Below are 26,816 nucleotides of genomic sequence, written 5' to 3'. Positions count from 1 at the left end.
GTGCTCCTGGCGCAGGCGCGCGTGGGTGCGCGAGGCGGCGGCGGCCAGCCACAAGGTCTGCCACGCAGCGGCGAAGATGACCATGAGCTGCGGACCGCCGCCCCTGAACAGCGTGCTCGAGCCGACGAAATCGGCCGTGCTGAGAAGGATGATCGGGAAGATCCAGGCAGTCGCGAAGTTGCGGGCCTCGGGCGAACCCTTGCGCCAGGCAAAGGCGAGGCAGCCGCCCACGCTCAGCATCGTCAGCATCAGGAGAACGCCGATGATCGCGGCGAGCAAGTCGACAGGGCCGGTGCGGATAAAGGAGATAGGAAGGCCGAGCAGGGAGCACAGTGTTGCCAGGGCCAGCACCGTGCGGCGCACGAGGCGGGGCACGTCATGCGTGCCGATCGAGGTGATCGCACTGAACGTCGCGCACGTGATGGCTAGGCAGGCAAGGGCCGAGCACAGCTGCGCCGAGAAGGCGCCGGCAAGGCCAGGCACGAGCATCAGGTGCGCCTGCGACCAGACCGTGCCCCACAGCAGCATTCCCCCCGACCAGGCCGCCTGCCAGAGCGGGAACTGGCGCCGCAGCGAGACGGCGAGGACCGCGTTGTAGAGCGTGCCGATAAGGAGGAGCGTCAGCGCTCCGCCGACCCACAGGGCCAGCGTGGTCGTCCGGCTGGCGGCCTCGTCGCGTCCTGTCAGACGCAGGCGCAGCATGTCCTGGCTGGCGAGCCGGGTGAAGTGGAGGACGATGCCCTGCAGCGGGGCCGTGCGTACCGGAGGCGCGAATTCGAGCTGGCCGCCGATGCGCCAATGCCCCGCAAAGTCCCCGTTGCGCACGCTCTGGCGTTCGCGCGTACCGTCCGCGTAAAGGAAGGTGACGTCGAGCCGGTCGAAGCGGGAATAATGGACGAGGAGCGCAGGTTCCTCGGCAATGTCAGCGGGCAGGTCCTGGGCGGGAATGCGCAGCCACAAGCTGCCGTTCTGGTAGGCTTGCGGTGTGCCCGTGCACGAGAATTCGGTCGGCAGCGTATCTGCGGACTTTGGCTGAGGACTGGTGGTATGGCACAGATCCCACCCATTGAACACCTGCGCCTGCGCAGGCGACAGGCCCGCCAGCAGTGCGGCTCCAAATAAGGCCAGAAGGGTTACGCATAGCGCCCGAGGAATGCGCAAGACAGTCAACATCTTGCGAGAATGCGTACACATTTGACCGGGCGTTGGCTAGGTAGAGGCAGGCTTACCCCTGACCTGCGGACATGAAAAAAGGCCGGGACATCTCCCGGCCTTTTTTCATGTGTTGTTCTGCGCCGTTGTCGCGGATCAGGCCGCGGGCAGAAGCTGCTTGTCGGTGGCGATGCGGTTCATCGCCTTTTGCAGCTTCTCGAAGGCGCGCACTTCGATCTGGCGCACGCGCTCGCGGCTGACGTTGTAGACCTGGCTCAGTTCCTCAAGCGTCTTGGGGTCTTCCGACAGGCGGCGCTCGGTGAGGATGTCGCGTTCACGCTCGTTGAGCGCGTCCATCGCCTCGACCAGCATGTCGTGGCGCACGGTCTTTTCCTCGGCCTCGGCGACGATCTCGTCCTGCAGCGGATTGTCATCCTGCAGGATGTCCATCCACTGGCCTTCGCCTTCCTCGCGCAGCGAGACGTTGAGCGACGCATCGCCCCCCATCATCATGCGGCGGTTCATGTTGACGACTTCGGTCTCGGACACGCCCAGCGTCGTCGCGATCTTGGTCACGTCGTCGGGGCGCAGGTCCGAATCCTCGTAGGCATCGAGATTCTTCTTCATCCGGCGCAGGTTGAAGAAGAGCTTCTTCTGCGCGGCGGTGGTGCCCATCTTCACGAGGCTCCACGAACGCAGGATGTACTCTTGAATCGAGGCCTTGATCCACCACATAGCATACGTGGCAAGTCGGAAGCCGCGATCGGGTTCGAACTTCTTCACGCCCTGCATGAGGCCGATATTGCCTTCGGAGATGAGCTCGGAGACGGGCAGGCCATAGCCGCGGTATCCCATCGCGATCTTCGCGACGAGGCGCAGGTGACTGGTCACGAGCTGGGCCGCGGCGTCGGAATCTTCATGTTCCTTGTAGCGCTGGGCGAGCATGTATTCCTGCTCGGGCTTGAGCACCGGGAACTTGCGGATCTCGGCGAGGTAGCGGTTGAGGCTCTGCTCACCGCCCAGGGCCGGGATTGCCGGTAGGTTTCGTTGGGTGTTGCTCACAGTTTCCGTCCTTCTTTTCGGTCGGCGCGCGGTCTAAGACCCTTCGCTAGGCATCTTAACTTGCGGCCACCTGTTCATCATAGCACACAAATCCGATTTCAGAGTCGCAATTCGTCGATCAGGGTCCGCATGTCGTCGGGCAGAGCGCTCGCGAAATGCTCGTTGTTACCTGTAACGGGATGGACGAAGCCGAGTTCCGCCGCGTGGAGAGCCTGCCGCGAAAAAGCGAGTCGGGATAGGAGGGCCCGGAGGGGCTTTGGTGTGCGTCCATATACAGGATCACCCAATAGCATGTGTCCGATTGACGACATGTGAACACGCACCTGGTGGGTGCGGCCCGTCTCCAGACGGCATTCGATCAGGCTGGAGTGAGCCAGATTTTCCAGCGTGCGGTAATGGGTGACGGCGTGCTTGCCGCGTCCGTCCTCGACAATCGCCATCTTCTTGCGGTTCTGGCTCGAGCGCGCGATGGCGCCGCGCACGGTTCCCGCAGGTGGGATCGGGCGTCCGGCCACGACCGCCTTGTAGGCCCGGGTGATCGAGTGATCGGCGAACTGCGCGGCCAGCCCCTCGTGCGCACGGTCGGTCTTGGCGACGACCAGAAGCCCCGAGGTGTCCTTGTCGATGCGGTGGACGATGCCCGGGCGCGCCACGCCGCCGATCCCCGAGAGCTGGCCCCGGCAATGGTGCAGGAGCGCGTTGACGAGCGTGCCGTCGGGATTGCCCGCAGCCGGGTGGACGACGAGCCCGGCGGGTTTGTCGATCACGATCAGCCACTCGTCCTCGAAGACGACGCTGAGCGGGATGTCCTGCGCGATCGCCTCGGCGGGCGCGGCCTGGGGCACCGCGATGGCAAAGGGCGTTCCCGCGGCCACCTTCACCGAGCCTTGTCCCGCGGGCTTGCCGTCCAGCGTGACATGGCCTTCGGCCAGCAAGGCTTTCACGCGCTCGCGCGAGAGACCGCTCGCCTCGGCCAGCGTCTTGTCGAGGCGGCCTCCGGGCGGCGGGATAAGTCCTTCGAGGATGTTTTCGCCACGCTCCATGGGCGCTAGCCTTCGGCCATGGATATCGACGTGACAAGAGAGGTGCTCGAAACGCTCCACAGGCTGGCCGAAGCCGCGCACCCGCACGAATGCTGTGGGCTGCTGCTGGGCGCGCCCGGCAGCCCAACGGCGGGGGAGGGGCGCGAGAGCATCGTCGCCGTTCGGGAGAGCGCCAATGTTGATCCCGACCCGGCGATCCGATTCGCGATTGATCCGCTGATTCTCCTTAAGGCGCACAAGGCCGCGCGCACGGGTGGCCCCCCGGTGCTGGGCTACTACCATTCGCATCCTACGGGAAAACCGGCGCCATCCGTCACGGATTGTGAACATTCCACCGGCGATTGTCGCATATGGGCGATCGTTGCAGGAGGCGATGTTGCTTTCTGGCGCGATCGTGGGAATGGCTTCGATCCGCTCGCCTTCCAGGAGGTGTGAGGCCGCGCTCTTGCCTTCGCGTAACGCCTCTCCATCTGGAAGGACCATCCATCACCTCCCCCCGCGCCTTCGCGACACCAAAAACGGAAAGACGATCATCATGACGACGAGTTCGCTCGACCTTGCCAGCCTGCTGTGTTCGCGCCTGTGCCATGACATGCTGAGCCCCGTGGGGGCGCTGTCGAACGGGCTGGAACTTCTCGCCGACGAGAAGGACCCGGAGATGCGCCAGCGCTGCTTCGAGCTGCTGGAGCAGAGCGCGCGGATCTCGGCGGACAAGCTCAAGTTCTTCCGCCTCGCCTATGGCGCGGCGGGCGGTTTCGGGGAGCATGTCGCGGTGTCCGAGGCGCGCGCGCTGGTCGATGCACTGGTCGCCAGCAATGCGCGCATCACCGTCAACTGGCAGGTCTCCTCCGATGCGCTGCCCAAGAGCGCGATCAAGACGTTGCTCAATTTTGCCATGTTCGGGATCGAGGCGCTGCCGCGTGGCGGCACACTGGACCTCGCGGCCGAGTGGCGCGCGGGCGAGGCGGGCGGACACACCGCCGAGATCGTCGTGCGCGCGGCAGGCCCGCGGATCGCCTTCGATGCGGCGGTGGGCCGCGCCCTTGAAGGAACGCTGCCCGAAGAGGAACTGACCAGCCGCACCGCGCCCGCCGCGATGCTGCACCAGCTTGCGCAAGGGGCGGGCGGGCAGATGCAGTTTGCCATCGAGGAGGATGCCCTGATATTGGGAGCCGTGCTGGTCGACGCCTGAGCCCCGAACGTGGTGGCGCAGGTCTCGGGGGCGGCACCTGTATGATGGCGCGAAGGAGTGATGGGCGACGATGAACCGATGGCTGGTCAACAGGTTCGTGCAATCGCCCAACTGGAACGAGCGCAAGCGCCCGATCCGCATGGTCGTCCTGCACTACACCGGCATGCAGAGCGCCGAGGAAGCCTTGGAGCGTATGTGCGATCCGGCCGCCGAGGTTTCGGCCCATTACATGATCGACGAGGAGGGGATCGTCACCTCGCTCGTCTCCGAGGAAAACCGCGCCTGGCACGCGGGGCGCTCGTACTGGCGGGGCGAAAGCGACGTGAACTCCGCCTCGATCGGCATCGAGCTGGTCAATCCGGGACATGAATGGGGCTACCGTCCGTTCCCTGAGGCGCAGATGGACGCACTGCTGCCGCTTCTTGCCGACATTCTGGAACGGCACGACATCCCGCGCGCCAATGTGGTCGGGCATTCCGACATCGCGCCTGCGCGCAAGCAGGACCCGGGCGAACTGTTCGACTGGGGACGGCTCGGGGACCTCGGGCTCGCGCTCGAGATCCCGGCGGCGCGGATGAACCTGTTCTACGACAATCCGGGCAAGTTCTATCTCGCGCTCGAACGCTTCGGTTACGACATCACCGATGGGCGCGCGGCCGTCACCGCGTTCCAGCGTCGCTGGCGCCCCGGGCTCATCGACGGTGAGATTGACGGGGAAATCGGCGGCATCCTGTTCGAACTCCTGTTGGAGCGCGACACCGGCCGTGCTAGGTGAGCGCCCGTGCCGGGGAGCCGGGCAGCCGCGGGTAGGTGTGTCGTTTCATCGAAACACCTGCGCGAGGAAAGTCCGGGCTCCACGAAACAAGGGTGGCGGGTAACACCCGCCGGACGAGTGCGGTTTTCAGGCCGTGCGAAGTTCAGGGACAGTGCCACAGAGAGCAGACCGCCGATGACCCCCGCTTCCTTGTGGAGTGACGGGAACAGGTAAGGCTGAAAGGGTGCGGTAAGAGCGCACCGCGCTGCCGGTGACGGTAAGCGGCATGGTAAACCCCACCCGGAGCAAGACCGAATAGGGACTGCGCGCCATCTTGAATGGCCGGTCGGTTTCGGACCGAGGCAGTCCGGGTTGGTTGCTTGAGCGCATCCGCAAGGGTGCGCCTAGAGGAATGGCTGCCGCCGCGGCGTAAGGTCCCTCCTGAAAGGGAGACCACGCCAGGCACAGAACCCGGCTTACAGGCTCCCCGGCACACGCGGATTTCCGGAGACTGCGAGGCCTTTCTCAGGCTGCGACCGTGGCGCCTGTCTGATGGCTCTCGGACGTTCCGTCTTCGGCGGTGAGGTACCAGCGTTCCGTGCCCTCGATCCCGACGGCGGTCAGCGTTCCATGAACGTAGGCCCCGGTGTCGATCCCCAGGCGATTGTCGCGCTCATCGGGTTCCTCGGTGATCGTGTGGCCATGAACCACGAAGCCCCCGAAGTTGCCGGTGTGGCTGAGGAAAGGCTCGCGGATCCAGCGGCAGTCGCTGCCCAGCTGGGTTTCGATGGAGACGCCCGGACGCAGCCCTGCGTGGACAAAGATGTAGTCGCCAATGCGCACGAGCTTGCGAAAGCTGCGGATGAACTCGAGGTCCTGCTCGGGAATGTGCCGACGGGCCTCCTCCCGCAGTTCATCAATCTCCATCTCGGCGATCGTCTCGGCGGCAAGGCCGTAGGAGACCAGCGTTTCCAGGCCGCCGAAGCGCAGGAAGCTGCGCAGCGCCTTGCTGTCCTCGAGGCTGGTCAGGAGCATTTCCTCGTGGTTGCCGCAAAGGATCTCGACGTGCCGTTCCCTGGTCAACTGGCGCGCGCGCGCGAGGACCCCGGCGCTGTCCTGGCCGCGATCAATCAGGTCGCCCAGGAGAACGAGTGTCGTCGGGGCAGGCCCACGCGCGGCCTCGTCGTGTGCGATCGTTTCGAGCAGTTTCTCGAAAAGGTCGAGGCGCCCGTGGATATCGCCGATCGCGTAGACACGTTCTCTATGCGGCAGCGATGGCCTTTGCGCGGGTGTCGGATTGGCGAAGAGTTTTCGAAGTTTTCCAAGCATGAGCCTGACATAGATACGTTTGCGGTCCGGGAGGGGCAAGAGCAGGTTGATCCATAGTGGCGTACGTGTCGGGCATGTGGCCGCGAAGACGCACTTCGATGGCTTTGGTCTTGGTCGTCGCCGTGGGATTGGCTAGAGCAGGTGGCGAGCGCGGCGTGCGGCCCGAGCGGCAGGAGACGCTCCACCTGTTCGGACGCTCCGTGCAGCCCTTCTCCCTCCAGACCAAGGACAGCTTTTCTCGTGACCCGCTACCTCCACACCATGATCCGGGTGACCGACCCCGACGCCACGATCCGCTTCTTCAATCTCATCGGCCTTGAGGAAACCCGCCGTATCGAAAGCGAGCAGGGGCGCTTCACGCTGATCTACCTCGCGCCCAAGGGGCAGGAGGAGACCGAGGTCGAGCTGACCTGGAACTGGCCCAACGCGGATGGGACGCCCGCCGAGACCTACACTGGCGGGCGCAATTTCGGTCACCTCGCCTTCCAGGTCGAGGACATCTACGCGACCTGCCAGACGCTGGCGGATGCGGGTGTGACCATCAACCGCCCGCCGCGCGATGGCTGGATGGCCTTCGTGAAGACCCCGGACGGGATTTCGATCGAATTGCTTCAGGATGGCAAGCTTGAGCCGAAGGAACCCTGGCTCAGCATGGAAAACACAGGCTCCTGGTAATAGAGAACCTGAAAAGGGGAGGCGGCCGAACAGCTTTCGCCTCCCCTTTTTCATGTAAGGGTTAACTTTCCTTCATGTCCCATATTACGGGTTTGATATTAACCAGTCTGGCCTAGGCTTTTCCCTAAGCATTGAGGGGGCGGTGCATCTGTGCGCTGACCTGCCCAAACATGCGACGGGGGTGATCGTGGCGGAACTGGAAGCTGTGAACACGGTAGTGGCCTGGCTCGCGACCTTCGAGCGGGAACTCCTTCTGTTCTGCGCGTTCTGGTTCGTGCTGGGCGCACTCGACGACCTTCTGGTGGATGGCCTGTGGATTGCCATCAAGCTTCGCGGCAAGGCGCGTGAGGGTTCGATCACGGCCCTGCAGGCCCGTGCTCCGCTGCGCGCAGAGGCGGCCATCCTCATTGCCGCCTGGCACGAAGAGCAGGTCATCGCGCATACCATCCGGCACGCGCTCGGCGCCTGGCCGCAACAGGGCTATATCCTCTACATCGGTTGCTACGCGAACGATCCGGGCACCATCACGGCGGCGATGGCAGCAGCAGGGGGCGATCCGCGCGTGCGTGTGGTGATCCATGCCAGCGCCGGCCCCACGACCAAGGCCGATTGCCTCAACCGCCTCTACGCCGCGCTGTGCCTCGACGAGCAGCGCCGCGGCGCGCGCTTTGGCTTTCTCGTGCTCCACGATTCCGAGGACATGGTGCATCCCGCCGAACTGGCCGTCTATGACCGGGCACTGACGACGGCCGACTATGTGCAGTTGCCGGTGCGTCCCGAACCAGTGCGCGGGTCGCGCTGGGTCAGCGGCCATTACTGCGACGAGTTTACCGAATCCCATGCCAAGGGGATGGTCGTGCGCGATGCCCTGGGGCTTGGGATCCCGGCAGCGGGAGTGGGATGCGCCTTTGGACGCGCGATGCTGGATCGCATCGCCAGAGTGCGCATGGCCGCCGATGCGCAGGGGCCCTTTGCCTGCGAGTGCCTCACCGAAGACTACGAGATGGGGCTGCTCGTACAGCGTGAGGGGGGACGTTCGCGGTTCCTGCGGGTGCGCGATGCCGAGGGCGAACTGGTGGCGACACGGGCGTGCTTTCCGGCCAGTCTGCAGGCCTCGGTCCGGCAGAAGACGCGCTGGATCCTGGGAATTGCCTTTCAGGGCTGGGATCGGCTCGGCTGGGACGCGCGGGTGCGCGATGCCTGGATGGTCCTGCGTGACCGGCGCGGGCCTCTGTCCGCGCTCGTGCTGGCCTGTTCCTACGCGCTGCTCCTGACCGAGACGCTGCTGGCCGGGGCCTGGCTGGGCGGCGTCTATACGCGCACGCCCTTTCCGCCGCTGCTGGAGGGGCTGCTGTTCGTGTGCATGTGGGCGTTTGCCTGGCGCGTGGCGAACCGGTTTGCCTTTACCGCGTCCGAATACGGCCTTGGCGAAGGGCTTTGCGCGATTGCGCGGATACCGGTGGCGAACGTGATCGCGATCATGGCCGGACGCCGCGCCCTTGCCGCCTATGTGCGCAGTTTGCAGGGCACCATGCCGAGCTGGGACAAGACCCAGCACGCCGAGCACGCGGTCCATCACGGGAGAGCAGGCGCATGACTGCGGCGCGGCGGAACAGGGGGCAGCCCCTCGTCGTGTTCGTGGCCCTTGTCGCGGGGTGGCTGGGGGGACGCGTGGCCGCGTTGGACCCGGTCTCGCTTCTGGCCGTGGGCTCGCCGCGTACGCTGGCGCCAGCTCCTGACCGAGGAACTTTGCCCGAGGCGCATCCGGTCGGTGAGGGCGCGCCCCTGCGGCTGGCAGGGCCCCAGTCGTTTGCGCAGCTCGCTCCCGCGCCCGGCGAATCGGAGAGGGAGGGGCAGATGCCCGCCGGGATTGACCTTGCCGAACTCGTGACGGTCCTGCTCGACACCCGCCGGGTCGCGCTGGCGACGCACAGGGGGCCTGCTCGCGGGGCGCTCCGACAGGGGGAAGGCACCAGAGCAGGCCGTGGCACGCTGGGAGCAGGCGATGGGGAAGGGTACTATCTCGCGCCCGGGCGCATGGGGTTTGGTGAGGCAGATCCCATGCCGCCCGGCTACGCTCCGGCGCCCTCAGGCGATGTCCTGCCCGGAACGAAAGCGTCCGCCGCGCCGGGCGCAGCGCAGGACGCTGCGCGCGAGGGGCGGGCAAGACCACGACGCTGGTCGGCCGATGCCTGGGCCCTCGTGCGCGGAAAATCCGCCAGTGGGCTGGGCGCCGCGCCCCTGCCTCCCACGTATGGGGGGAGCCAGGCAGGGGCGGTCCTGCGGTACCGCCTGGCGCTCAAGAGCGCTCTGCAGCCCCAGCTCTACATGCGCACGACGTCGGCGCTGGGCGAGGTGTCCGAAACCGCCGCCGCGCTGGGCGTGTCCGCAAGGCCCATTCCGGGACTTCCTCTCGATGCGGCGCTGGAGGGGCGGCTGGTCAACGGGATCGGCGGCAATCGGGTCCAGGCCGCCGCGATGGTGACCACCCGTTTCGCGCCGTTGCTTCTGCCCGGCGATCTCCGAGCCGAGGCCTACGGCCAGGCGGGCTACGTGGCCGGCACGTACGCGACCGCGTTCGGGGATGGCCAGGCGCGGCTCGACAAGGGTGTCGTGAGGGTCGGCAAGGTCGAGGCGCGTTTGGGGGCCGGTGTCTGGGCGGGCGCCCAGAAGGGGGCCTGGCGGGTCGATGCCGGCCCTTCGGCGATGATCACGATGCCGCTCAACAAGCGGATGTTCGGGCGCCTCGCGCTCGACTGGCGTCAGCGCATGGCCGGCGATGCCGAGCCCGGCTCGGGCCCTGCCCTAACCCTGTCGGCAGGTTTCTGAGACTTTATCGCCCTTTCGGGAACCTGACCGGGCACAAGCGCCTTTTCACGCAAGCCCCGCTGCGGTAGCGAGAAAAGCGGTATGGACGTCTACCTTCCCATCGCGAACCTTTCGGTCAACGGCTTCGTCATTGTCGGGCTAGGGGCACTCACGGGTATCCTCTCGGGGATGTTCGGTGTGGGCGGCGGCTTCCTGACGACGCCCCTGATGATCTTCTACGGTATTCCGCCCACGGTCGCGGCGGCTTCGGCTGCGAGCCAGGTGACCGGTGCCAGCGTGTCGGGCGTGTTCTTCCAGTCGCGACGGGGCGGAGTGGACTACCATATCGGCACGGTGATGGTGGTGGGCGGCATCATCGGCACCGGGATCGGCGCACTGCTGTTTCGCCTGCTCGAGCGGATCGGCCAGATCGATACCGTCATCAGCATTCTTTATGTCCTGCTCCTGGGCTCGATCGGTGGGCTCATGGCCAAGGAGAGCATCCAGGCGATCCGGGCCGAGCGTTCGGGCAAGAAGATTGCGGCGAAGAAGCGCCGTCACCATCCCATGGTCGCCAGCCTGCCGATGCGCTGGCGCTTCTACCGCTCAGGCCTCTACATCTCGCCGCTCGCCCCGCTGCTTCTGGGCTGCGCGGTGGGCATCCTGACGATGCTGATGGGCATTGGCGGCGGCTTCATCCTGGTTCCCGCAATGCTCTACATCCTGGGCATGAGCGCCAATGTGGTGGTCGGCACGAGCCTGTGGCAGATCCTCTTCACCACTATTGCAACGACGATGATGCACGCGCTCACCACGCAGGCGGTCGACATCGTCCTGGCCTCGATGCTGCTGTTCGGATCGGTCACGGGCGCGCAGGTCGGCTCGCAGTTCGCGCAGAAGAGCAGCCCTGTAAAGCTGCGCCTGGTGCTGGCGGTCATCGTCCTCTTGGTGGCGTTGCGCATGGCCTTTGGCCTGACCTACATTCCCGATGACATCTACACCGTGGCGCCGCTGTGAACCGGCTGCTTGTTTCCCTTCTGGCGCTGTTTGCGCTGGTGTTCCTGGGCGGTGCGCGCGATCCCATTCTCGTGCCCGAAGTCTCGCAGCACCAGATCAACCTGCAGCAGGGCTTCAACGGCACGGACCTCTTGCTTTTCGGAGCGGTGCTGACGCCCGAAGGTTCGCGCGCGGCGCAGGACTACGACATCGTCGTCGTGCTCAAGGGGCCGACCCAGTCGGTGGTGCTGCGCGAGAAGCAGAAGGTCGCCGAGATCTGGGTGAACGCGGCAAGCACCGAACTGCGCTCGGCCCCGTCCTACTATGCCGTCGCCTCGACCCGGCCCATTGCCGATATCGTCGATGAGAAAACCGCCGCGATCTATGAACTGGGTCTGCAGTGGCTACAGCTGTCCCCCATCGGCGCGATCGATCCCGAGGAACAGGCCCGCTTTTCGGCTGGCCTCGTCGCGCGCAACGTCGATGCCGGTCTCTACCGCGAGGACGAAGGCGGCGTCAGCGTGAGCGAGCAGGTCCTCTATCAGGCGCGCATCCGGCTGCCCTCGCAGGTGCCCATCGGGCGCTATACGGCCGAAACCTTCGCGATCAGCGATGGGCGCGTGGTCGCTTCGGCCAGCAGCGAGGTCGAGGTGCGCAAGCTCGGCATCGAGCGCGCGATTGCCGACTTCTCGCAGAACTGGGGCTTTGCCTATGGTCTGCTGGCCGTCTTCGTCTCCGTCGGCATGGGCTGGCTCGCGGGACGCCTCTTCGCACTGGTCTGATCTGGGGCGGGAGCAGGCTGGAAAGCGGCCTTACAAGGCCGCGGTTTAGGCTTACATTAACTGCCTGCCTTCTAGGCTGAAAACGAAAACAGGTTTCGGCTTTCAGCAGCTTTCGGTGTGCGATGAATCAGATGGATATGGGTGGTTTCGGTGCGGTCCCGGGCGGAGCCGCGGCGCAGGCGGCAACTCCGCAGGCAACTGCCCGGCAGGCGAGTTCCTCGGCGCGTGAGCCGATCGGCTATATCGTCGAGATCGGCGGTTCGGGCAGCCGCATCGCCTTTGATCTGGGGCGCCTGACCGATATCTCCCAGGAAGAGGACCCGTCGGTTTCGATTTCCGGGCAGGTCGGCAGCCAGGTCAAGGTGCGCGTGGGCAACGGCTGGCTTCTTGCCAGCGTACGCAACCAGAAGCAGGACGGGAATGTCAGCGGGGGCATCGTTGCCGACGTCGACTTCCTCGGCGAAGGCGAAGAAGAGCGCCTGACCGGCCGTATCCATGGCTTCCGCCGTGGTGTCACGGCCTACCCCATTCCCGGTGCACCGGTCTACCCGGCGACGAGCCAGGACCTCCAGCAGATCTATTCCAGCGACGGGCGCGCCAGCATCGGCATCGGAAAGGTCTTTCCGACCAAGGATATCCGCGCGGGTCTCTACGTCGACGCGCTGCTGGGCAAGCACTTTGCCCTTCTGGGCTCGACCGGCACCGGCAAATCGACCAGCGCCGCGCTGATCCTCCACCGGATCTGCGAACACGCGCCCGAAGGCCACATCATCATGGTCGACCCGCACGGTGAGTACTCGGCCGCGTTCCGCAATTCGGGCATCATCCTCGATGTCTCGAACTTGCAGATGCCCTACTGGCTGATGAACTTCGAGGAGCATTGCGAAATCCTCCTCTCGACCACCGGGGATGAGCGCCAGCTCGATTCCGAGGTCCTGAGCCGTGCGCTGCTCGAGGCGCGTAGCAAGAACCGTCTGGCCGAGAAGCTGGGCAAGATCACCGTCGATTCGCCGGTGCCCTACCTGCTCTCGGACCTCTCCAACATCCTCAACAATGCGATGGGCAAGCTCGACAAGGGCCACTCCAGCGCGCCCTACATGCGCATCAAGAACCGTCTTGATGAGCTCAAGACCGACCCGCGTTACCAGTTCATGTTCTCCGGCATGCTGGTGGGCGACACGATGACCGATTTCATCGGCAAGATCTTCCGCCTGCCTTCGCGTGGGCGGCCGATCTCGATCATCGACGTGTCGGGCGTGCCGACCGAGATCACCAGCACCGTGGTGGCCGTGCTCTCGCGTCTGGTCTTCGACTTCGCGGTCTGGGCGCGCGATGAACAGACCCGCCCGATCCTCCTCGTCTGCGAGGAGGCGCATCGCTACGTCCCCAACGAGCGCAATGCGGACGGCTCCTCGGTCGGCCGGATCCTGTCGCGCATCGCCAAGGAAGGGCGTAAGTACGGTATCTCGCTGGGCCTCATCACCCAGCGCCCCTCCGACCTTGCCGAGGGCGTGCTCTCGCAGTGCGGCACGATCATCTCGATGCGCCTCAACAACGACCGCGACCAGGCCTTCGTACGCGCGGCCATGCCCGAAGGCGCGCGCGGCTTCCTCGACTCGATCCCCGCCCTGCGCAACCGTGAGTGCATCATCTGCGGCGAGGGTACGGCGATCCCGATGCGCGTGCGTTTCGATGATCTGGAAGAGTACAAGCGCCCGGCTTCGGCCGACCCGTCCTTTACCGACCTGTGGAGCCAGGAAGGCGGCGAAGAGGAAATGGTCATGCGCACGGTCCAGCGCTGGCGCGCGCAGGGGCGCTGACCTCTCGACTCCATCCGCACTTAAAGAGACCACTTGAAGAGATAGGGCGCGCGAGGGACTTCCCTTCGCGCGCCCTTTCGTTTCTCAGCGGCTCTTTCGCCAGTTGGCCATGCGGTAATACGCCATGGTGAGCGCCACGGTGACCACCGAGCCGAACGGGAAGGACCACCAGACTGCATCGCCCGCCAGCTGCGGTTCGAGCAGGTAGTAGAAGCCCAGGCGACCCGGGTAGAGCCCGATGCCCATGATGATGAGCGGGGCAATGACGACGCCATAGGCGCGCAGCGTGCCCTGCATGATCATCGTCACCGACACGATCACGAACGAGGCGGTGCAGATCAGCTGGATGTGCTCGGCAATCGGCATCGCCGGGCTGTCCCAGCCCAGGAAGAGCGAGAGCAGCGGGCGGTCGAAGCCCACGATCAGCGCGGCCATCGCGGTTGTCAGCACGAGGTTGGCGATCATGCCGACATTGGCCACGGCATCGACGCGTTCATGGTTGTCCGCGCCGATCGCCTGCGCGACCATGGCGCTGACCGCGGTACCCATCGCGAAGGCAGGCATCTGAAGGTAGTTCCACAATTGCAGCGAAGCGCCGTAGGCCGCCGAGGCGTTGAGGCCGAGCTGGTTGACGAGGCCGATCATGATGAGCCCGGCCGAGGAGACGAGCAGCATCTGCGCGCCCATCGGCAGGCCCTTGGTGACGATGTAGGCAAGCTCGTCGCGGCGCGGGCGCAGGAAGCCCAGTTCCGGGCCGCGCAGACGCATCGGCAGGTCGTGGCGGTAGATGCGCCAGATGAGGAAGACGAGGCCGCCCAGGTTCGCGATGGCCGTGGCGATGGCCGAGCCTGCGATACCCAGTTCGGGCACTGGCCCCACGCCCATGATGAGCACCGGGTTGAGGCCGATGTCGAGCAGGACGACCATGATCATGGCGTAGAGCGGGCTGCGCGAATCGCCCGCACCGCGCATCCCCATGGACACCATCATCGAGACCGCGCCGAAGGGTAGGGTGATGAAGATCACCTGCAGGTAGGCGAGCGCCTGGGCCTTGCTGGCGCCCGGCGTGCTCATCAGGTCAAGCAGGGTGTCGGCAAGGAACCAGCCGGCCAGGCCGGTGAGCGCCGCGACGACCGAACAGAAACCCACGCCGCTGCCGAAGGTGCGGCGTGCGGCAACAAGGTCACGCGCGCCAAAGCTTTGTCCCACGCGCACCGTGGTCGCCATCGAGAAGCCGAAAACGGCGGCAAAGAGCAGGAACATGATGACGTTGGCGTTGGCGGTCGCGGCGAGCGCGCTTTCGCCGATGAGGCGCCCGACCCAGATCGCGTTGACCGAGCCATTGAGGGTCTGCAGCACGTTGGAGAGCAGCATCGGGAGCGAGAAGAGCATCAGCGTCTTCAGGATCGGGCCCTGCGTCAGGTCCCCCTGCATCGCCCCGGCCTTGGGCGGGTGGGCGGCGTCCTCACCCGGTTCCCATTCCCCTTCGGGTATCGGCGATGCTTCGTTCATATGTCCCCCAGATGCGGCGCCCGGTGCGCGATGGTGCGCCATCGCTCAGGTGCCGCGCGTGTCGCCCCACAGGTGAATGTGAAGGCGGTCGGTAAAGTTGAACCCGTGGTCCGCGCACAAGTCGCCGAGCCAGCGTGCCCGTGCGCGCAAGGTCGCGCTGTCGCGCCCCTCCGGCATCAGAAAGACCCGCGAGGGCAGGATGGAGTGGGCTGCGACAAGGCCAAGAACTTCTTCGATGTCTGATCGCTCGGCGATCACGAACTTGAAGTAGGCGCGCGGATCGGCGGCGTAGGCGGCGAGGCGCTCGGGGATGAGCGCGAGGCTGGCCGGGTTGCCGCTGTGCGCCAGTTTCGGGCTGACGTTGAACTGGTCGATCAGGGGATCGAGCGCGGGGTGCGGGGCAACCGACCCGTTGGTCTCGATCTCGACGTGAAATTCGGGGCGCAGCTCTTTGAGCGCCTCCACCATGCGCGCCAGCGCCGCGCCCTGGAGCAGCGGTTCGCCGCCGGTGAGGACGAGCCGGTCGGGCTTGAGCGCGGCGACCATCTGCGCGACCTCGGCCTCCTCCAGCTTCACCTGGTTCGCCTCGCGCGCGAAGTCGAGGCCGTCGGTGTGCGGGCGGTTGTCGCCCGAAAAGCGCCAGGTGTAGGCGGTGTCGCACCAGTGGCAGGCGAGGTTGCAGCGCGAGAGGCGCACGAAGGTGCTGGGCTTGCCCACGCTCGCCCCTTCGCCCTGCAGCGAGGCGAAGATTTCCGGTTTTCCGGGTGTGGTGGTGGCAAGGGTCAGCATGGCAGGCGCTTCAGTCGCGAAAAGGGAATGGTTACGGGGTGGGGCAGGTTGACACGGATGACACTGTCCAGGGGTGGCACCTGCAAGGCCGCCCAAGAGGCGCTTTTGCGCGGTTTTGCAAGAAAATTCGCGGGCAGGGGAGCATGGCCAGGACTGTGTCAGGTTTGGCGCGTGTAGGAAAATGCTTTTGCTTTCTCGCCTTTCGATATTACCAATCTGGGAGTTGGTGATAATGAAGCGGAGGCGAAGACATGGCGGGACTAGGACGAGCGCTGGCGGGACTAGCCGTGCTGCTGAGCGTGGGGGCAGCCTCTGTCAGCACCGCGGCTGTGGCAGCCGAAGCACCGGCCAAGCCATCCCTTGTGCCTGCCGACTTCGCGGTGCCGACGCGCGTAGAAGGGAAGGGCTTCCAGATCGTGCCGCTCGCCCCCGAACTCGCCGCGATCGACAAGGCGGCCTACATGTCCTCGATCGCGCACCTCCAGCAGACCTTTACCCGCAGCACCGCCTGGCCGCACGAGGGCATCACGGATGCCGAGGCCCTGACCGACATGGAGACCGAACAGGCCCGCTTTGCCGCGCGCACCTCGTTTGCCTACGCCGTCCTCACCCCTGATGGCACGCGCGAACGCGGCTGCGTCTACGTCCAGCCCAGTCCCGTCCCCGGTTACGACGCGGTGGTGCGCCTGTGGGCGACCAAGGCCGAATACGAGGCCGGGTTCGAGGACGAACTCTACGCCTTCGTCCAGGAGTGGATGGCCAAGGACTGGCCCTTCACCCGCGTCGCTTATCCAGGCCGCGCCATTGACTGGGCGAGCTGGGACGCGCTCACCGCGAAGGACTGAGTGTTCAGCCGCCGGGGTGCGGGGGGAGGTCCTTGCCCTCGGCGCGCTCGCGGTTGAGGCGCTCGACGATCAGCTCGATCTCGTCCGGGTTCAAAATCCAGGCGCGGGTCTTGCGGCCCGGTTTGAACACGGGGCGCGTCAAGAGGATGCGTGCCTGCTCCTTGGCGAAGGGCTTGAACAGCGAGAAGTGCATCACGCATTCGAGGAACGATCCGATCACCGGCGTCTTGCCGTCGAGATCGATGAGCGTCGCGGGCTGGTCCCAGGGAATGTCCATCATGGCTCCGGCCTATCGTTCAAGCGAGGCCAAGAAAAGGGCAGAAGTGGTCCGAGGGCCATCGCCCTCGGGCTCCCCAAACTGTCCAGCGCAGTGCGTGCCTGCCGCGTCCGGCACCCACTGCGCCGGGCCGGTATACAGGGCCAAGGGATGGTAAATCCCTTGAATCCATAAAAAAGGCCCGCGAAGCGGAAAAATGCTTCGCGGGCCTTCTTGTGTCTGTTGAGCCTTAGCCTAGACGCTCCAGCGCGGCGGCGAGGCGCTGCGCTTCGGCGGTGTGGTGGGCGTGGTCCGCGCGGGCCTTCTCGACCGCTTCGGGCTTGGCCTTTTCCACGAACTTGGGGTTCGAGAGGCGCCCGTCGAGCGACTTGGCTTCCTTCTGCGAGGCGGCAAGCGCCTTTTCGAGGCGGCTCTTTTCCGCCGCGATGTCGATCACGCCTTCCAGGGGAATGGCCAGCATCGCATCGCCTGCGCCCACCTGCAGCACCGGCCCTGCAGGCGCGGCCTCGAAGTGGATCGCATCGAGGCGCGCGAGGCGGTCGATCACGGTGGCGTTGGCCCCGATGATGGCGCGCGTCGCGTCCGAGACGTGCGCGATGTAGGCGGTGAGGCGCGCGCCGGGCGCAATGCCCAGTTCGGCCTTGGCGCCGCGCAGCGAGCCGATCAGCGCGATCAGCCACTCGACCTCGGCCTTGGCGGCGGTGTCCACGCTGGCGTCCGGGGCGGGCCATGCCGAGACGATGAGGTCCGCCTCGCGCGCGCCCATCTTCGACCACAGCTCTTCGGTGACGAAGGGCATGAAGGGGTGGAGCATGACGAGGATCTGGTCGAGCACCCAGCCGGCGACGGCGCGGGTTTCTTCATCGAAGTTGCCCTTCACCAGTTCGATGTACCAGTCGCAGAAGTTGTCCCACACGAAGTGGTAGATCGCGTTCGCGGCGGCATCGAAGCGCATGTCGGCCATGGCCTTGTCGAGCTCGGCCACGGTTTCGACGACTTCGCCGATGATCCAGCGGTTGACCGCCGAGGTCGCGGCGGGCGCGGCGACGGAGGTCGAGGCGACAACGCCGTTCGACTGGCAGAAGCGCGCCGCGTTCCACAGCTTCGTGGCGAAGTTGCGGTAGCCCTCGATGCGCTTGTCATCCATCTTGATGTCGCGGCCCTGGCTTTCCATGGCGGCCATGAAGAAGCGCAGTGCGTCGGCACCGTACTGGTCGATGAGGCCCAGCGGATCGACCACGTTGCCCTTCGACTTCGACATCTTCGCGCCATCAGCCGCGCGCACGAGGCCGTGCAGGTACAGCTTCTTCCAGGGCACCTCGTCCATGAAGTGCAGACCCTGCATCGCCATGCGCGCGCACCAGAAGAACAGGATGTCGAAGCCCGAGATCAGAAGATCGTTGGGGTAGTGCTTGGCCAGAAGGTCGGTCTTTTCCGGCCAGCCCAGCGTCGCGAACGGCCACAGCGCCGAGGAGAACCAGGTGTCGAGCACGTCCTCATCGCGGGTCAGCGCCACGCCTTCGCCCGCGAGGGCCTGTGCGGCCTCTTCGGTCTCGGCGACGTAGACCTTGCCATCTGCAGCATACCACGCCGGGATGCGGTGGCCCCACCAGAGCTGGCGCGAGACGCACCAGGGCTGGATGTTGTCCATCCAGTTGAAGTAGGTCTTTTCCCAGGTCTTGGGGACCACTTCGATGTCGCCGTCCTGCACCGCCGCGATGGCGGGCTTGGCCAGCGTCGCCGCATCGACGTACCACTGGTCGGTCAGCCAGGGCTCGATCACCACGCCGCCACGGTCGCCGTAGGGGGTCTGGATGGTGCGCGGTTCCGCGTCCATCTCGGTGGTTTCGGTTTCGCCGTCCTTGTTGGTCTTGGTGACGACGTGGGGGATGAGGAAGCCCAGTTCCTTCATCTCGGCCACCACGGCCTCGCGCGCGGCGAAGCGTTCCATGCCCAGATACTTCTCGGGGACGAGGCCGTCCTCGGTCTGCACCACGTTCGCATCGGCATCGAACATGTTGAGCATCTCGGCCGGCTTGAAGCCCGCGCGCTTGCCCACTTCAAAGTCGTTGAAGTCATGCCCCGGGGTGATCTTCACCGCGCCCGAGCCCAGTTCGGGATCGGCGTGCTCGTCGGCGACGATCTTGAAGCGGCGTCCGGTGATCGGCTGGAGGATCTCCTTGCCGATGACCGACTTGTAGCGCGCGTCCTCGGCGTTCACGGCGACCGCCATGTCGGCCAGCATCGTCTCGGGGCGCGTGGTGGCGACCTCGATGAAGTCCTGCCCGTTGTCGAGCGTCACGCCATCGGCGAGCGGGTACTTGAAGTGCCAGAAGCCGCCCTTGACCTCGCGGGTCTCCACCTCAAGGTCGGAGATCGCGGTCTTGAGCTTGGGGTCCCAGTTCACCAGCCGCTTGTCACGGTAGATGAGACCTTCGTTGTAGAGGTCCACGAAGACCTTGACCACGGCCTGCGTAAAGTGCGGGTCCATGGTGAACTGCTCGCGGCTCCAGTCCATCGAGCAGCCCAGGCGGCGCAGCTGGCGCGTGATCGTGCCGCCGCTTTCGGCCTTCCATTCCCAGACCTTCTCGACGAAGCCCTCGCGCGAATAGTTGGTGCGCTTGTCCTGGCTCGCTTCCATCTGGCGCTCGACCACCATCTGCGTGGCGATGCCCGCATGGTCGGTGCCCACGACCCACAGCGCGTCCTTGCCCTTGAGGCGCTCGTGACGGATCACGATGTCCTGCAGCGTGTTGTCGAGCGCGTGGCCGATGTGCAGCGAACCCGTCACGTTGGGCGGCGGATTGACGATGGTGAAGGGCTGCGCGTCGGGGCGCTCGGGGCGGAAGAGGCCGGTCTCTTCCCAGTGCGCGTACCAACGGGCCTCGATCGCGGCGGGATCGAAGGTCTTGTCGAGGGTGCTTTCCGGCGTGGTTTCGGGCGTGGTCTCGGTCATGGGGCGGGCTTTGCCAGCGCCTTTCCCCTTGCGCAAGCGGCCAGTTGCACGATTGCAACCGCAAGCGGTTCCCACTGCCGCAGTTTTGCCTTATCGGCCTGCCACATAGCGGCAATCACACGGCGGTACGCGCCCTCGGCGGCGCATTTCGTCGCAGACCGGGAACCACTTGCCGGGGAGGGTGTTCTTCCCCATTACGGGCGCACACGAGATAACATGCGACAATGGGCTGATTTCACGGTGTCGGAGAGCGACGGGGGCAAGGCGCCGGTACTGGCGTTGAGCGGCTCGCTGCGCGTCCACGCCATCGGCGATCTGGAAAAGCGCCTGAAGGACCTCGACGGCACCTATTCGCGCCTCGACATCTCCGGCCTCACCGACATCGATACCACCGGCGCCTGGCTGGCGCTCGACTTCGCGCACGAGCGCGGCATCGAGATCACCGGGGCGAGCGAGCGCGCGACGCGCCTGTTCAAGGCCATCGGCGATGTCGACGATGCCGATGCGCCGCCCGAACGCCTGCCCTTCCTGCAGCGCAGCGTGGGCGAACTGGGCATCCTCGTCAGCGGCTGGGGCCGGGGCTTTGGCCAGACGGTCGGGTTCCTGGGGGAACTGATCTGCGCCTTTGGCACGACCATCGCACACCCTTCGCGCTTTCGCGGCAAGGCGCTCGTCCACCACATGCAGCACGTGGGCGTCAACGCGCTGTGGATCGTGGGCCTGATGAGTTTCCTCATCGGCATCGTCATTGCCCAGCAGGGCGCGGTGCAGCTCGCCCAGTTCGGCGCGGAATTCTACACCATCAACCTGACGGGCCGCCTGTCCATGCGCGAGCTTGGCGTGCTGATGACCGCGATCATGGTCGCGGGCCGCTCGGGCTCGGCCTTCGCCGCGCAGATCGGCACGATGAAGCTGACCGAGGAAGTGGACGCGATGCGCACTATCGGCGTCTCGCCGATGGAGGCGCTGGTCCTGCCGCGCGTGCTCGCCGCGATGATCATGATGCCGCTCCTGGGCTTCTACGCCGCGATCTGCTCGATCATCGGGGGCGCGTTCATCTCGAACTTCGCGCTCGACATTCCCTTCTTCGCCTTCCTGCGCCGCACCCAGGAAGTGGTGCCGCTGACCGACGTGTGGATCGGCTTCATCAAGGCCCCGGTCTTCGCCCTGATCGTGGCGCTCGCGGGCTGCTACCAGGGCATGCGCGTCTCGGGCAACGCCGAGGAAGTGGGCACGCGCACGACGCAGGCCGTGGTCACCGCGATCTTCACCGTGATCGTGCTCGACGCCTTCTTCGCCGTATTCTTCACGGAGCTCGGCTGGAAATGACCGACCGTACCGACGACTATACGGGCGACTACCCGATCAAGGTGCACGGCCTCACCAACGCCTTTGGTGAGCACGTCATCCACGAAGAGCTCGACCTCAAGGTCCGCCGCGGCGAGGTGCTGGGCGTGGTCGGCGGCTCGGGCACCGGCAAGTCGGTGCTGATGCGCTCGATCATCGGGTTGCAGCAGCCCTCTGCTGGCGAGGTCGAGGTGCTGGGCCACGACATGATGACCGGCGGCGTCGAGGACGACATCGACATCCGCTCGCGCTGGGGCGTGCTGTTCCAGGGTGGTGCGCTGTTCTCCACGCTTACCGTGGGGGAGAACGTGGAAGTGCCGCTCAAGCAGTTCTACCCCGAGATTTCCGACCAGCTGCGCCAGGAGATCGCGCGCTTCAAGGTGCGCCTGTCGGGCCTGCCCGACGAGGCCGCCTTCAAGTTCCCGAGCGAGCTTTCGGGCGGCATGAAGAAGCGGGCAGGTCTCGCCCGCGCGCTCGCGCTCGATCCCGAGCTGCTCTTCCTCGACGAGCCGACCGCGGGGCTCGACCCCATCGGCGCGGCCGCCTTCGACAATCTTACGCGCGAGCTGAAGGAAACGCTCGGGCTTACCGTCTTTCTCATCACCCACGACCTCGACACTCTCTACGCGATCTGCGACCGGGTGGCGGTGCTGGCGGACAAGAAAGTGATCGCGGTGGGCACGATCCCCGAGCTCCTCGCGCTCGACCATCCCTGGATCCAGGAATACTTCAACGGCCCGCGCGGGCGCGCTGCGCTTGCCGGCAAGGAGGACCCCCGGATCGACGCCGCCGTGGAGGACGCGCCCGATGGCGCGGACGCGGGCGGGAGTGACACAACCCGAGAAGCGGGGGCATAAGGCACAACCATGGAAACCAAAGCCAATCACGTCTGGGTCGGGGCCGTCACCCTCATCCTGCTGGCGCTCGCGGCGGGCTTCGTCGTCTGGCTGGCGCGCCTCAACGAGGGCAACCAGCAGCAGTACGACATCTTCTTCACCCAGTCGGTGGACGGCCTGGCGCTGGGCTCGGAAGTGAACTTCTCGGGCGTGCCGGTGGGCCAGATCTCGCAGATCGAACTGTGGCCCAAGGACCCCAGCTTCGTGCGGGTGCGCGTCAAGGTAAACGAGCGCGTGCCGATCACGGTGGGCACCACCGCCACGATCCAGGGCAGCTTCACGGGCGTCTCGGACATCCAGCTCGAAGGCGCGGTCAAGGGCGCGCCGCTGCTGGCGGAACCCGGCCCCGAAGGCGTGCCGGTGATCCCGACCAAGCGCGGCGGCTTCTCCGAGGTGCTGGCCAACGCACCGCTCCTGATGGAGCGCCTCGCGACGCTGACCGAGAACCTCAACCAGCTGATGTCGGCCGACAACCGCCGCTCGATCACGGGCATTCTCGCCAACACCGAGAAGATGACCCGCGACCTTTCGCAGGCCACCCCGCAGATGCGCGGCGCGATGGCCGAGCTGCAGGGCACGCTCGACCAGGCCACCAAGACGCTGGCCGCGTTCGAGGGCGTGGCGAACAAGACCGACGACCTGCTCGGCTCGAAGGGCACCTCGCTCGCCGAACAGATGCGCAAGACCCTGAAGTCCGCGCAGGAATCGATGGACCAGCTCAACGAGACGATGGCCCACGCGCAGCCCGCGCTGGATCAGGTTTCGCAGAGCACGCTGCCCGCCGCCGAATCCGCGATCCGCGATCTTCGCGCGACGAGCCGGGCGCTGCGCAACGTGACCGAGACGGTCGAGGAACAGGGGGCCGGTGCCCTGCTCAAGGGCCAGAAGCTGCCCGACTACAAGCCCTGAGCCGGGCAAGGACGAGACGATGATGACGATGAAAAGCCACTCCTGGATGTCCTCCCCCGCGCGTGCCCTGACTTTCGGGCGCTGGCGCCTCGGTGCGGCCGCCGCCACGGCAAGCCTTGCGCTGGCGGGCTGTGTCAGCTTCGCACCCGAGGTGCCCGACACGCTCATTCGCCTGACCCCGGAACACACTGCGCCCGCAGGCTCTGTCTCGCGCGGCAAGCTCTCCGATGCGATCGTTGTGCTCGAACCCGAGACCGAGCGCAGCCTCGAGGCGCTGCGCGTGCCCGTGCGCATCGACCCGGCCAATCTCGCCTACCTCAAGGGCGCAGGCTGGATCGAGAAGCCCACGCGCCTGTTCCGGGCGCTTCTTGCCGAAACGATCCGTGCCGATACCGACCAGATGGTGCTGGAAGGCGCGGACTACGAAGTGAAGGGCAAGACCTTCATCGGCGGGCGCCTGCGGGACATGGGCTATGACGCGCAGACCAGTTCGGTGATCGTGCGCTACGACGCCGTGCGCTGGCAGCGCGGCAACGAGGAGCTGGAGCGCCGCCGCTTCGAAGCGGTCGTGCCCGGCATTGCGCCCGAGGCCGAGGCCGTGGGCCCCGCGCTCAACCGCGCCGCCAACCAGGTCGCGGGCGAAGTCGCCGCCTGGGTCAAGGAAGGCTGATCGCCGCGGCGACGAACCTTCTCGCAGGATAAGCCAGGGGCCTCGCTTCGAAAGGAGCGGGGCCCTTGTCGTTTTGGGGGGACGGGAAGGGGATGAAGAGGCTGTTCCGAGGGCCATCGCCCTCGGGCTCCCGGACCAGTCGAGCTCACAGGTCTCACGCCGCGTTGGCTGAAGGAGGTGAGGTCGCCCGGTTCGGGGTCAAGGGGCGATGGCCCCTTGGAAAAGGACCCTTCCTTCCTTCGCCTGAGGCTCCGCGGTTCGCTTGTATGTCTGGATCGTTTCCCAATCGTCAGATTGCGTACGCGCATGCAGGCGCTGCAATCGGTCGAGATGGGGCCGAATCACGTAAAACCGTCGATGTGGGGGAGAGGCGAGTGAGTCGCTATGTTGCAGAATTGTAAACAGCAAGTTCTGCAATATCAAAAACATAGGAGTTCATTCTGCGAATTAAAGACCCCGCATGACAAAAAAATTACAGCCGCTCGAGGTGAAATTGGCGTGGGTGGCATTTTTGGCGGAAAGCCGGGCTCTGCGCACATGTGTCCACATGTCGGGGTGTGATCCCAAGGACACAGTTCCCGACGGTGACCGGGTGGAATGAGGGGCTGGGCATTGCGCCGGGGACGTCGAGGCGTATGTGGCGGCGGCCCGCTGGCCACGTGACCAGATAAGGGCAGGTTTTCAGGAGTTTACAATGAAGAAGATTGCTCTTCTCGCTGCCAGTGCTGCACTGTTCGCCCTCCCCGCTGCTGCCAACGCCCAGGCGTTCGTGCAGATCGAAGGTGGTCTCGACGTGGCGCAGCACGACGGCGATTCCGAGGCGGGCGTTCAGTACGGTGTGTCGGCAGGTTACGACTACCAGCTCTCCAACAGCTTTTTCGTCGGCGTGCAGGGCAGCTACGGTGACAGCTCGGCCCGCGACTGCGCGCATGATGTTCTCGAAGCTGGCGATCGCGCCTGCCTCGAAGCCCGTCGCGATCTGGCCGCTGTCGTCCGCCTCGGCACCAACCTCGGCGCGCGCAACAAGCTCTACGTGCTGGGTGGTTACACCAACACCCGCGTCGGCGTGAGCTACAAGGGCGAGACCGCGAGCCAGGCGCTCGGCGGCTTCAGCGACCTCGGTGCGCACGACACGCTCAACGGCTTCCGCCTTGGCGCGGGCTACGAGTACGACGTGACGAAGAACCTCTTCATCAAGGCGGAATACCGCTACTCGAACTACGGTTCGGACTACAGCCGCCACCAGGGCGTGCTGGCTGTCGGCACCAAGTTCTGATCCTTCTTACAGGCTCAAGAAGAGGGCCCGCTCCGGTTTTGCCGGGGCGGGCTTTTTCATGTGCGAAGTAGAGGCGAAGAAGCATTGAATCCGAGGGCCATCGCCCTCGGGCTCCTCGAACTGTCTACCTCAGGGCTCTCGCGCTTCGTGGGCTGAGAAAGGTGAGGTTGCCGATTCTAGGGTCAAGGGGCGATGGCCCCTTGAAAGGTTTGGCCTTCTTTCACCCGTCCCCCTCAATGCGCGCCACGATCTCGGCCAGCCACGCGCGTGGGGCCTCGGCGCGGCCGATGTCGCAGATGAATTCCTGCCCGCGCTTTGCGGAATCGAGGCGGGGGCCGTGGTGGGCGCTCGCGCGTTTCCAGCGTTCGGGCCGCTCGTGGTAGGTAAGCCCGCGGCGTTTGAGCCAGGGCGGCACGTCCCACAGGTTGAGCGGGCCGCCTGGCGCGGTCAGGCGCAGCGCCGGGTCGGCGGTCCTGGCGCAGGCGCCGGGGCCGATCCACAAGGTGTTGTTGGCGCTCCATTCCCCGATCTCGTGGGGGTGGGGGAGCGGCGGTTCGGGCCAGTCGGGCCGGGCGCGCAGGTCCTCAGGCTTGCCTGCCATGCGCACCTTCATATGAGCAAAGATGCGGTGGTGGCGCTCGCCCGTCTGTGGGTCGGCGAAGAGGCCGAAGAACAGGAAGCGGTCGCCCACCCCCACGCCGTGCTTCGCCAGATGCCCTTGGGCGGCTCCGAACTGCCCGAACCAGCACAGCGCCTCGCCCTGCGGGGAGAGGCCGAACATCGGGTCGTCATGGCACAGCGCGTCGGCGGACAGGCGCCCGCGCGTCACCTTTTCGACCAGATCGCCCAGTCCGCGCCGGGCGTAGGTCGTGGCCGAGCGGCCCGGCGTCGGGATCGGCAGCGAGACAGGCGCGCTGTCCACGATGGGCGAGGGGACCCCGCCCGCCGTGGTGTCGAAGCCCTTGCGGCTGAAGACGATCTTCATGCGCGCCGGGCAGGGGGGTAAGCCCCGGCGATCAGTGCGCCTTTGCGAGCTTGGCGACGCGCATGGCAAGTTCGAAGGCGGCAAGGCGCGCGGCGCGGTTCTCGGCCGCCTCGGCGTCCTCGCCCCACAGTTCCACCTGCCAGTCCTCTTCGAGGTTTGCCGCCTGCCACAGCGCGGCCGCCTCGGCCTCCTCCTCGAGCGCTGCGAGCGCGATGATGAGCGAGGCGGCCAGGCTCGCCATCATCTTGAGCGCGGCGAGGGTGAAGGCATCGTGGCGCGCCAGTTCCTCGGCGATCCGGCTGAGTGTTTCCTCCGGGTGAGCGCGGTGGATGATCCCGGAGATGCGCGCAAAGCGTACGCCCAGGCGCGCTTCGGTGGCGGTGAGGATCGGCTCCCACACGGCGAGCTGGCGCTTGTAGAGCGCCTCGTCGGGATCGGCGCGGTAGCACAGCGTGTCGGTCTCGGCGTAGGGCAGCAGCTCGGCAAGCGCGGTCTCGCGCTGGGGCGCCACGGCGTCGAGCGCGAAGTCGACAAGGTCGCGCATGACGAAGCGGGCGGTGTCGATTTCCTCGCCTTGGGCGGCCCATTCGGCGGCGAGTTCCTCCGCGAGCGCCTGGCTCGGCACGATCTGCGGGCGGCCACCGGCTGTCTTGATCGCGCGGCCATCGAGGCGCACGCACCAGCCCGAGCCGTCCTCGAGCGGGGTGGCGGTCACTTCCTTGTAGAAACGTTTCACGAAAC

The 26,816-nt window shown here is 66.0% G+C and carries 25 protein-coding genes and 1 other RNA gene; 16 read left to right on the top strand and 10 right to left on the bottom strand.

The window, feature by feature from the left end:
• From MTR65_RS17695 to MTR65_RS17685, 3 genes are all read right to left on the bottom strand, one after another.
• A partial coding sequence (locus MTR65_RS17695; RefSeq protein ID WP_243802552.1) for a 7TM-DISM domain-containing protein occupies positions 1-1,074 on the bottom strand: 1,074 nt, incomplete at its 3' end.
• Positions 1,075-1,308: 234 nt separating this feature from the next.
• Entirely contained in the window at positions 1,309-2,214 is a 906-nt protein-coding gene (rpoH, locus tag MTR65_RS17690) for an RNA polymerase sigma factor RpoH (RefSeq protein ID WP_148629156.1), read from the bottom strand.
• Between the two features lie 98 nt (positions 2,215-2,312).
• Positions 2,313-3,257, bottom strand: coding sequence for an RluA family pseudouridine synthase (locus MTR65_RS17685; RefSeq protein WP_243802550.1), 945 nt, complete (start codon positions 3,255-3,257; stop codon positions 2,313-2,315).
• Positions 3,258-3,275: 18 nt separating this feature from the next.
• Here MTR65_RS17685 and MTR65_RS17680 point away from each other — a divergent pair, with 18 nt between their 5' ends.
• The 4 genes from MTR65_RS17680 (at position 3,276) to rnpB (ending at position 5,698) form a co-directional block, all read left to right on the top strand.
• Positions 3,276-3,692, top strand: coding sequence for a M67 family metallopeptidase (locus MTR65_RS17680; protein WP_243802548.1), 417 nt, complete (start codon positions 3,276-3,278; stop codon positions 3,690-3,692).
• A gap of 100 nt (positions 3,693-3,792) precedes the next feature.
• A complete protein-coding gene (locus tag MTR65_RS17675) occupies positions 3,793-4,449 on the top strand; it encodes a histidine phosphotransferase family protein (RefSeq protein ID WP_243802546.1) in 657 nt (218 codons plus the stop codon).
• A gap of 70 nt (positions 4,450-4,519) precedes the next feature.
• Positions 4,520-5,224, top strand: a complete 705-nt coding sequence (locus tag MTR65_RS17670) for an N-acetylmuramoyl-L-alanine amidase (RefSeq protein ID WP_226633823.1) — start codon at positions 4,520-4,522, stop codon at positions 5,222-5,224.
• A gap of 9 nt (positions 5,225-5,233) precedes the next feature.
• Positions 5,234-5,698: RNase P RNA component class A (rnpB, locus tag MTR65_RS17665), an RNA gene on the top strand.
• A gap of 30 nt (positions 5,699-5,728) precedes the next feature.
• On the opposite strand, the gene MTR65_RS17660 is transcribed toward rnpB, so the two are convergent.
• Positions 5,729-6,532 (bottom strand): metallophosphoesterase, encoded by an 804-nt coding sequence (locus MTR65_RS17660; protein WP_243802544.1) that lies wholly within the window; start codon positions 6,530-6,532, stop codon positions 5,729-5,731.
• A gap of 240 nt (positions 6,533-6,772) precedes the next feature.
• Between MTR65_RS17660 and MTR65_RS17655 the strand changes: the two genes are divergently transcribed.
• The 6 genes from MTR65_RS17655 (at position 6,773) to MTR65_RS17630 (ending at position 13,613) form a co-directional block, all read left to right on the top strand.
• A complete protein-coding gene (locus MTR65_RS17655) occupies positions 6,773-7,207 on the top strand; it encodes a VOC family protein (RefSeq protein ID WP_039391371.1) in 435 nt (144 codons plus the stop codon).
• Positions 7,208-7,394: 187 nt separating this feature from the next.
• A complete protein-coding gene (locus MTR65_RS17650) occupies positions 7,395-8,804 on the top strand; it encodes a glycosyl transferase family protein (protein ID WP_327194347.1) in 1,410 nt (469 codons plus the stop codon).
• On the top strand, positions 8,801-10,036 hold the full coding sequence (locus MTR65_RS17645; RefSeq protein WP_243802542.1) for a hypothetical protein: 1,236 nt from the start codon (positions 8,801-8,803) through the stop codon (positions 10,034-10,036). The genes MTR65_RS17650 and MTR65_RS17645 overlap by 4 nt, the downstream gene beginning before the upstream one ends.
• 81 nt (positions 10,037-10,117) lie before the next feature.
• A complete protein-coding gene (locus MTR65_RS17640) occupies positions 10,118-11,032 on the top strand; it encodes a sulfite exporter TauE/SafE family protein (RefSeq protein WP_148629173.1) in 915 nt (304 codons plus the stop codon).
• Positions 11,029-11,793, top strand: a complete 765-nt coding sequence (locus MTR65_RS17635) for a TIGR02186 family protein (protein ID WP_243802541.1) — start codon at positions 11,029-11,031, stop codon at positions 11,791-11,793. The genes MTR65_RS17640 and MTR65_RS17635 overlap by 4 nt, the downstream gene beginning before the upstream one ends.
• A gap of 131 nt (positions 11,794-11,924) precedes the next feature.
• Positions 11,925-13,613 (top strand): ATP-binding protein, encoded by a 1,689-nt coding sequence (locus tag MTR65_RS17630; RefSeq protein ID WP_243802556.1) that lies wholly within the window; start codon positions 11,925-11,927, stop codon positions 13,611-13,613.
• Between the two features lie 84 nt (positions 13,614-13,697).
• On the opposite strand, the gene MTR65_RS17625 is transcribed toward MTR65_RS17630, so the two are convergent.
• Positions 13,698-15,125 carry an MATE family efflux transporter gene (locus MTR65_RS17625; protein ID WP_243802539.1) on the bottom strand — a complete coding sequence of 476 codons (1,428 nt, stop codon included), beginning with the start codon at positions 15,123-15,125 and terminating at the stop codon, positions 13,698-13,700.
• Positions 15,126-15,170: 45 nt separating this feature from the next.
• Positions 15,171-15,914, bottom strand: coding sequence for a 7-carboxy-7-deazaguanine synthase QueE (locus MTR65_RS17620; RefSeq protein WP_243802537.1), 744 nt, complete (start codon positions 15,912-15,914; stop codon positions 15,171-15,173).
• A 251-nt stretch (positions 15,915-16,165) separates the two neighbouring features.
• On the opposite strand from MTR65_RS17620, the gene MTR65_RS17615 reads away from it, so the two are divergent.
• Positions 16,166-16,759 (top strand): twin-arginine translocation pathway signal protein, encoded by a 594-nt coding sequence (locus MTR65_RS17615; RefSeq protein ID WP_243802534.1) that lies wholly within the window; start codon positions 16,166-16,168, stop codon positions 16,757-16,759.
• Positions 16,760-16,763: 4 nt separating this feature from the next.
• Here MTR65_RS17615 and MTR65_RS17610 read toward each other — a convergent pair whose 3' ends face one another.
• Together MTR65_RS17610 and MTR65_RS17605 are read right to left on the bottom strand one after the other, a co-directional pair.
• Entirely contained in the window at positions 16,764-17,039 is a 276-nt protein-coding gene (locus MTR65_RS17610) for an allantoate permease family MFS transporter (protein WP_148629185.1), read from the bottom strand.
• Positions 17,040-17,265: 226 nt separating this feature from the next.
• Positions 17,266-19,992 (bottom strand): valine--tRNA ligase, encoded by a 2,727-nt coding sequence (locus tag MTR65_RS17605; RefSeq protein ID WP_243802532.1) that lies wholly within the window; start codon positions 19,990-19,992, stop codon positions 17,266-17,268.
• Between the two features lie 216 nt (positions 19,993-20,208).
• Between MTR65_RS17605 and MTR65_RS17600 the strand changes: the two genes are divergently transcribed.
• The 5 genes from MTR65_RS17600 (at position 20,209) to MTR65_RS17580 (ending at position 25,090) form a co-directional block, all read left to right on the top strand.
• A complete protein-coding gene (locus tag MTR65_RS17600; RefSeq protein WP_243802529.1) occupies positions 20,209-21,321 on the top strand; it encodes an ABC transporter permease in 1,113 nt (370 codons plus the stop codon).
• The gene (locus tag MTR65_RS17595) at positions 21,318-22,196 is read left to right on the top strand and encodes an ABC transporter ATP-binding protein (protein WP_243802527.1); all 879 of its coding nucleotides are present in this window, start codon (positions 21,318-21,320) and stop codon (positions 22,194-22,196) included. Before MTR65_RS17600 ends, MTR65_RS17595 begins: the two co-directional genes overlap by 4 nt.
• Before the next feature lie 9 nt (positions 22,197-22,205).
• A complete protein-coding gene (locus MTR65_RS17590; protein WP_243802525.1) occupies positions 22,206-23,144 on the top strand; it encodes an MlaD family protein in 939 nt (312 codons plus the stop codon).
• A 19-nt stretch (positions 23,145-23,163) separates the two neighbouring features.
• A complete protein-coding gene (locus MTR65_RS17585) occupies positions 23,164-23,814 on the top strand; it encodes an ABC-type transport auxiliary lipoprotein family protein (protein WP_327194346.1) in 651 nt (216 codons plus the stop codon).
• A gap of 694 nt (positions 23,815-24,508) precedes the next feature.
• Entirely contained in the window at positions 24,509-25,090 is a 582-nt protein-coding gene (locus MTR65_RS17580) for an outer membrane protein (protein ID WP_243802523.1), read from the top strand.
• A 220-nt stretch (positions 25,091-25,310) separates the two neighbouring features.
• Here the strand turns inward: MTR65_RS17580 and MTR65_RS17575 are convergent, their stop codons facing one another.
• Together MTR65_RS17575 and MTR65_RS17570 are read right to left on the bottom strand one after the other, a co-directional pair.
• Complete coding sequence (locus MTR65_RS17575) at positions 25,311-26,075, bottom strand: Nmad3 family putative nucleotide modification protein (RefSeq protein WP_243802521.1); 765 nt, start codon at positions 26,073-26,075, stop codon at positions 25,311-25,313.
• 31 nt (positions 26,076-26,106) lie between these two features.
• The gene (locus MTR65_RS17570; protein ID WP_243802519.1) at positions 26,107-26,811 is read right to left on the bottom strand and encodes an ATP12 family protein; all 705 of its coding nucleotides are present in this window, start codon (positions 26,809-26,811) and stop codon (positions 26,107-26,109) included.
• Between the last annotated feature and the right edge of the window lie 5 nt (positions 26,812-26,816).

Origin of the sequence: Novosphingobium mangrovi (assembly GCF_022818885.1) — a bacterium.
Lineage (GTDB): Bacteria > Pseudomonadota > Alphaproteobacteria > Sphingomonadales > Sphingomonadaceae > Novosphingobium > Novosphingobium mangrovi.
The sequence above is the reverse complement of the archived record's forward strand: the minus strand, read 5'-3'. Positions and strand labels throughout refer to the sequence as shown.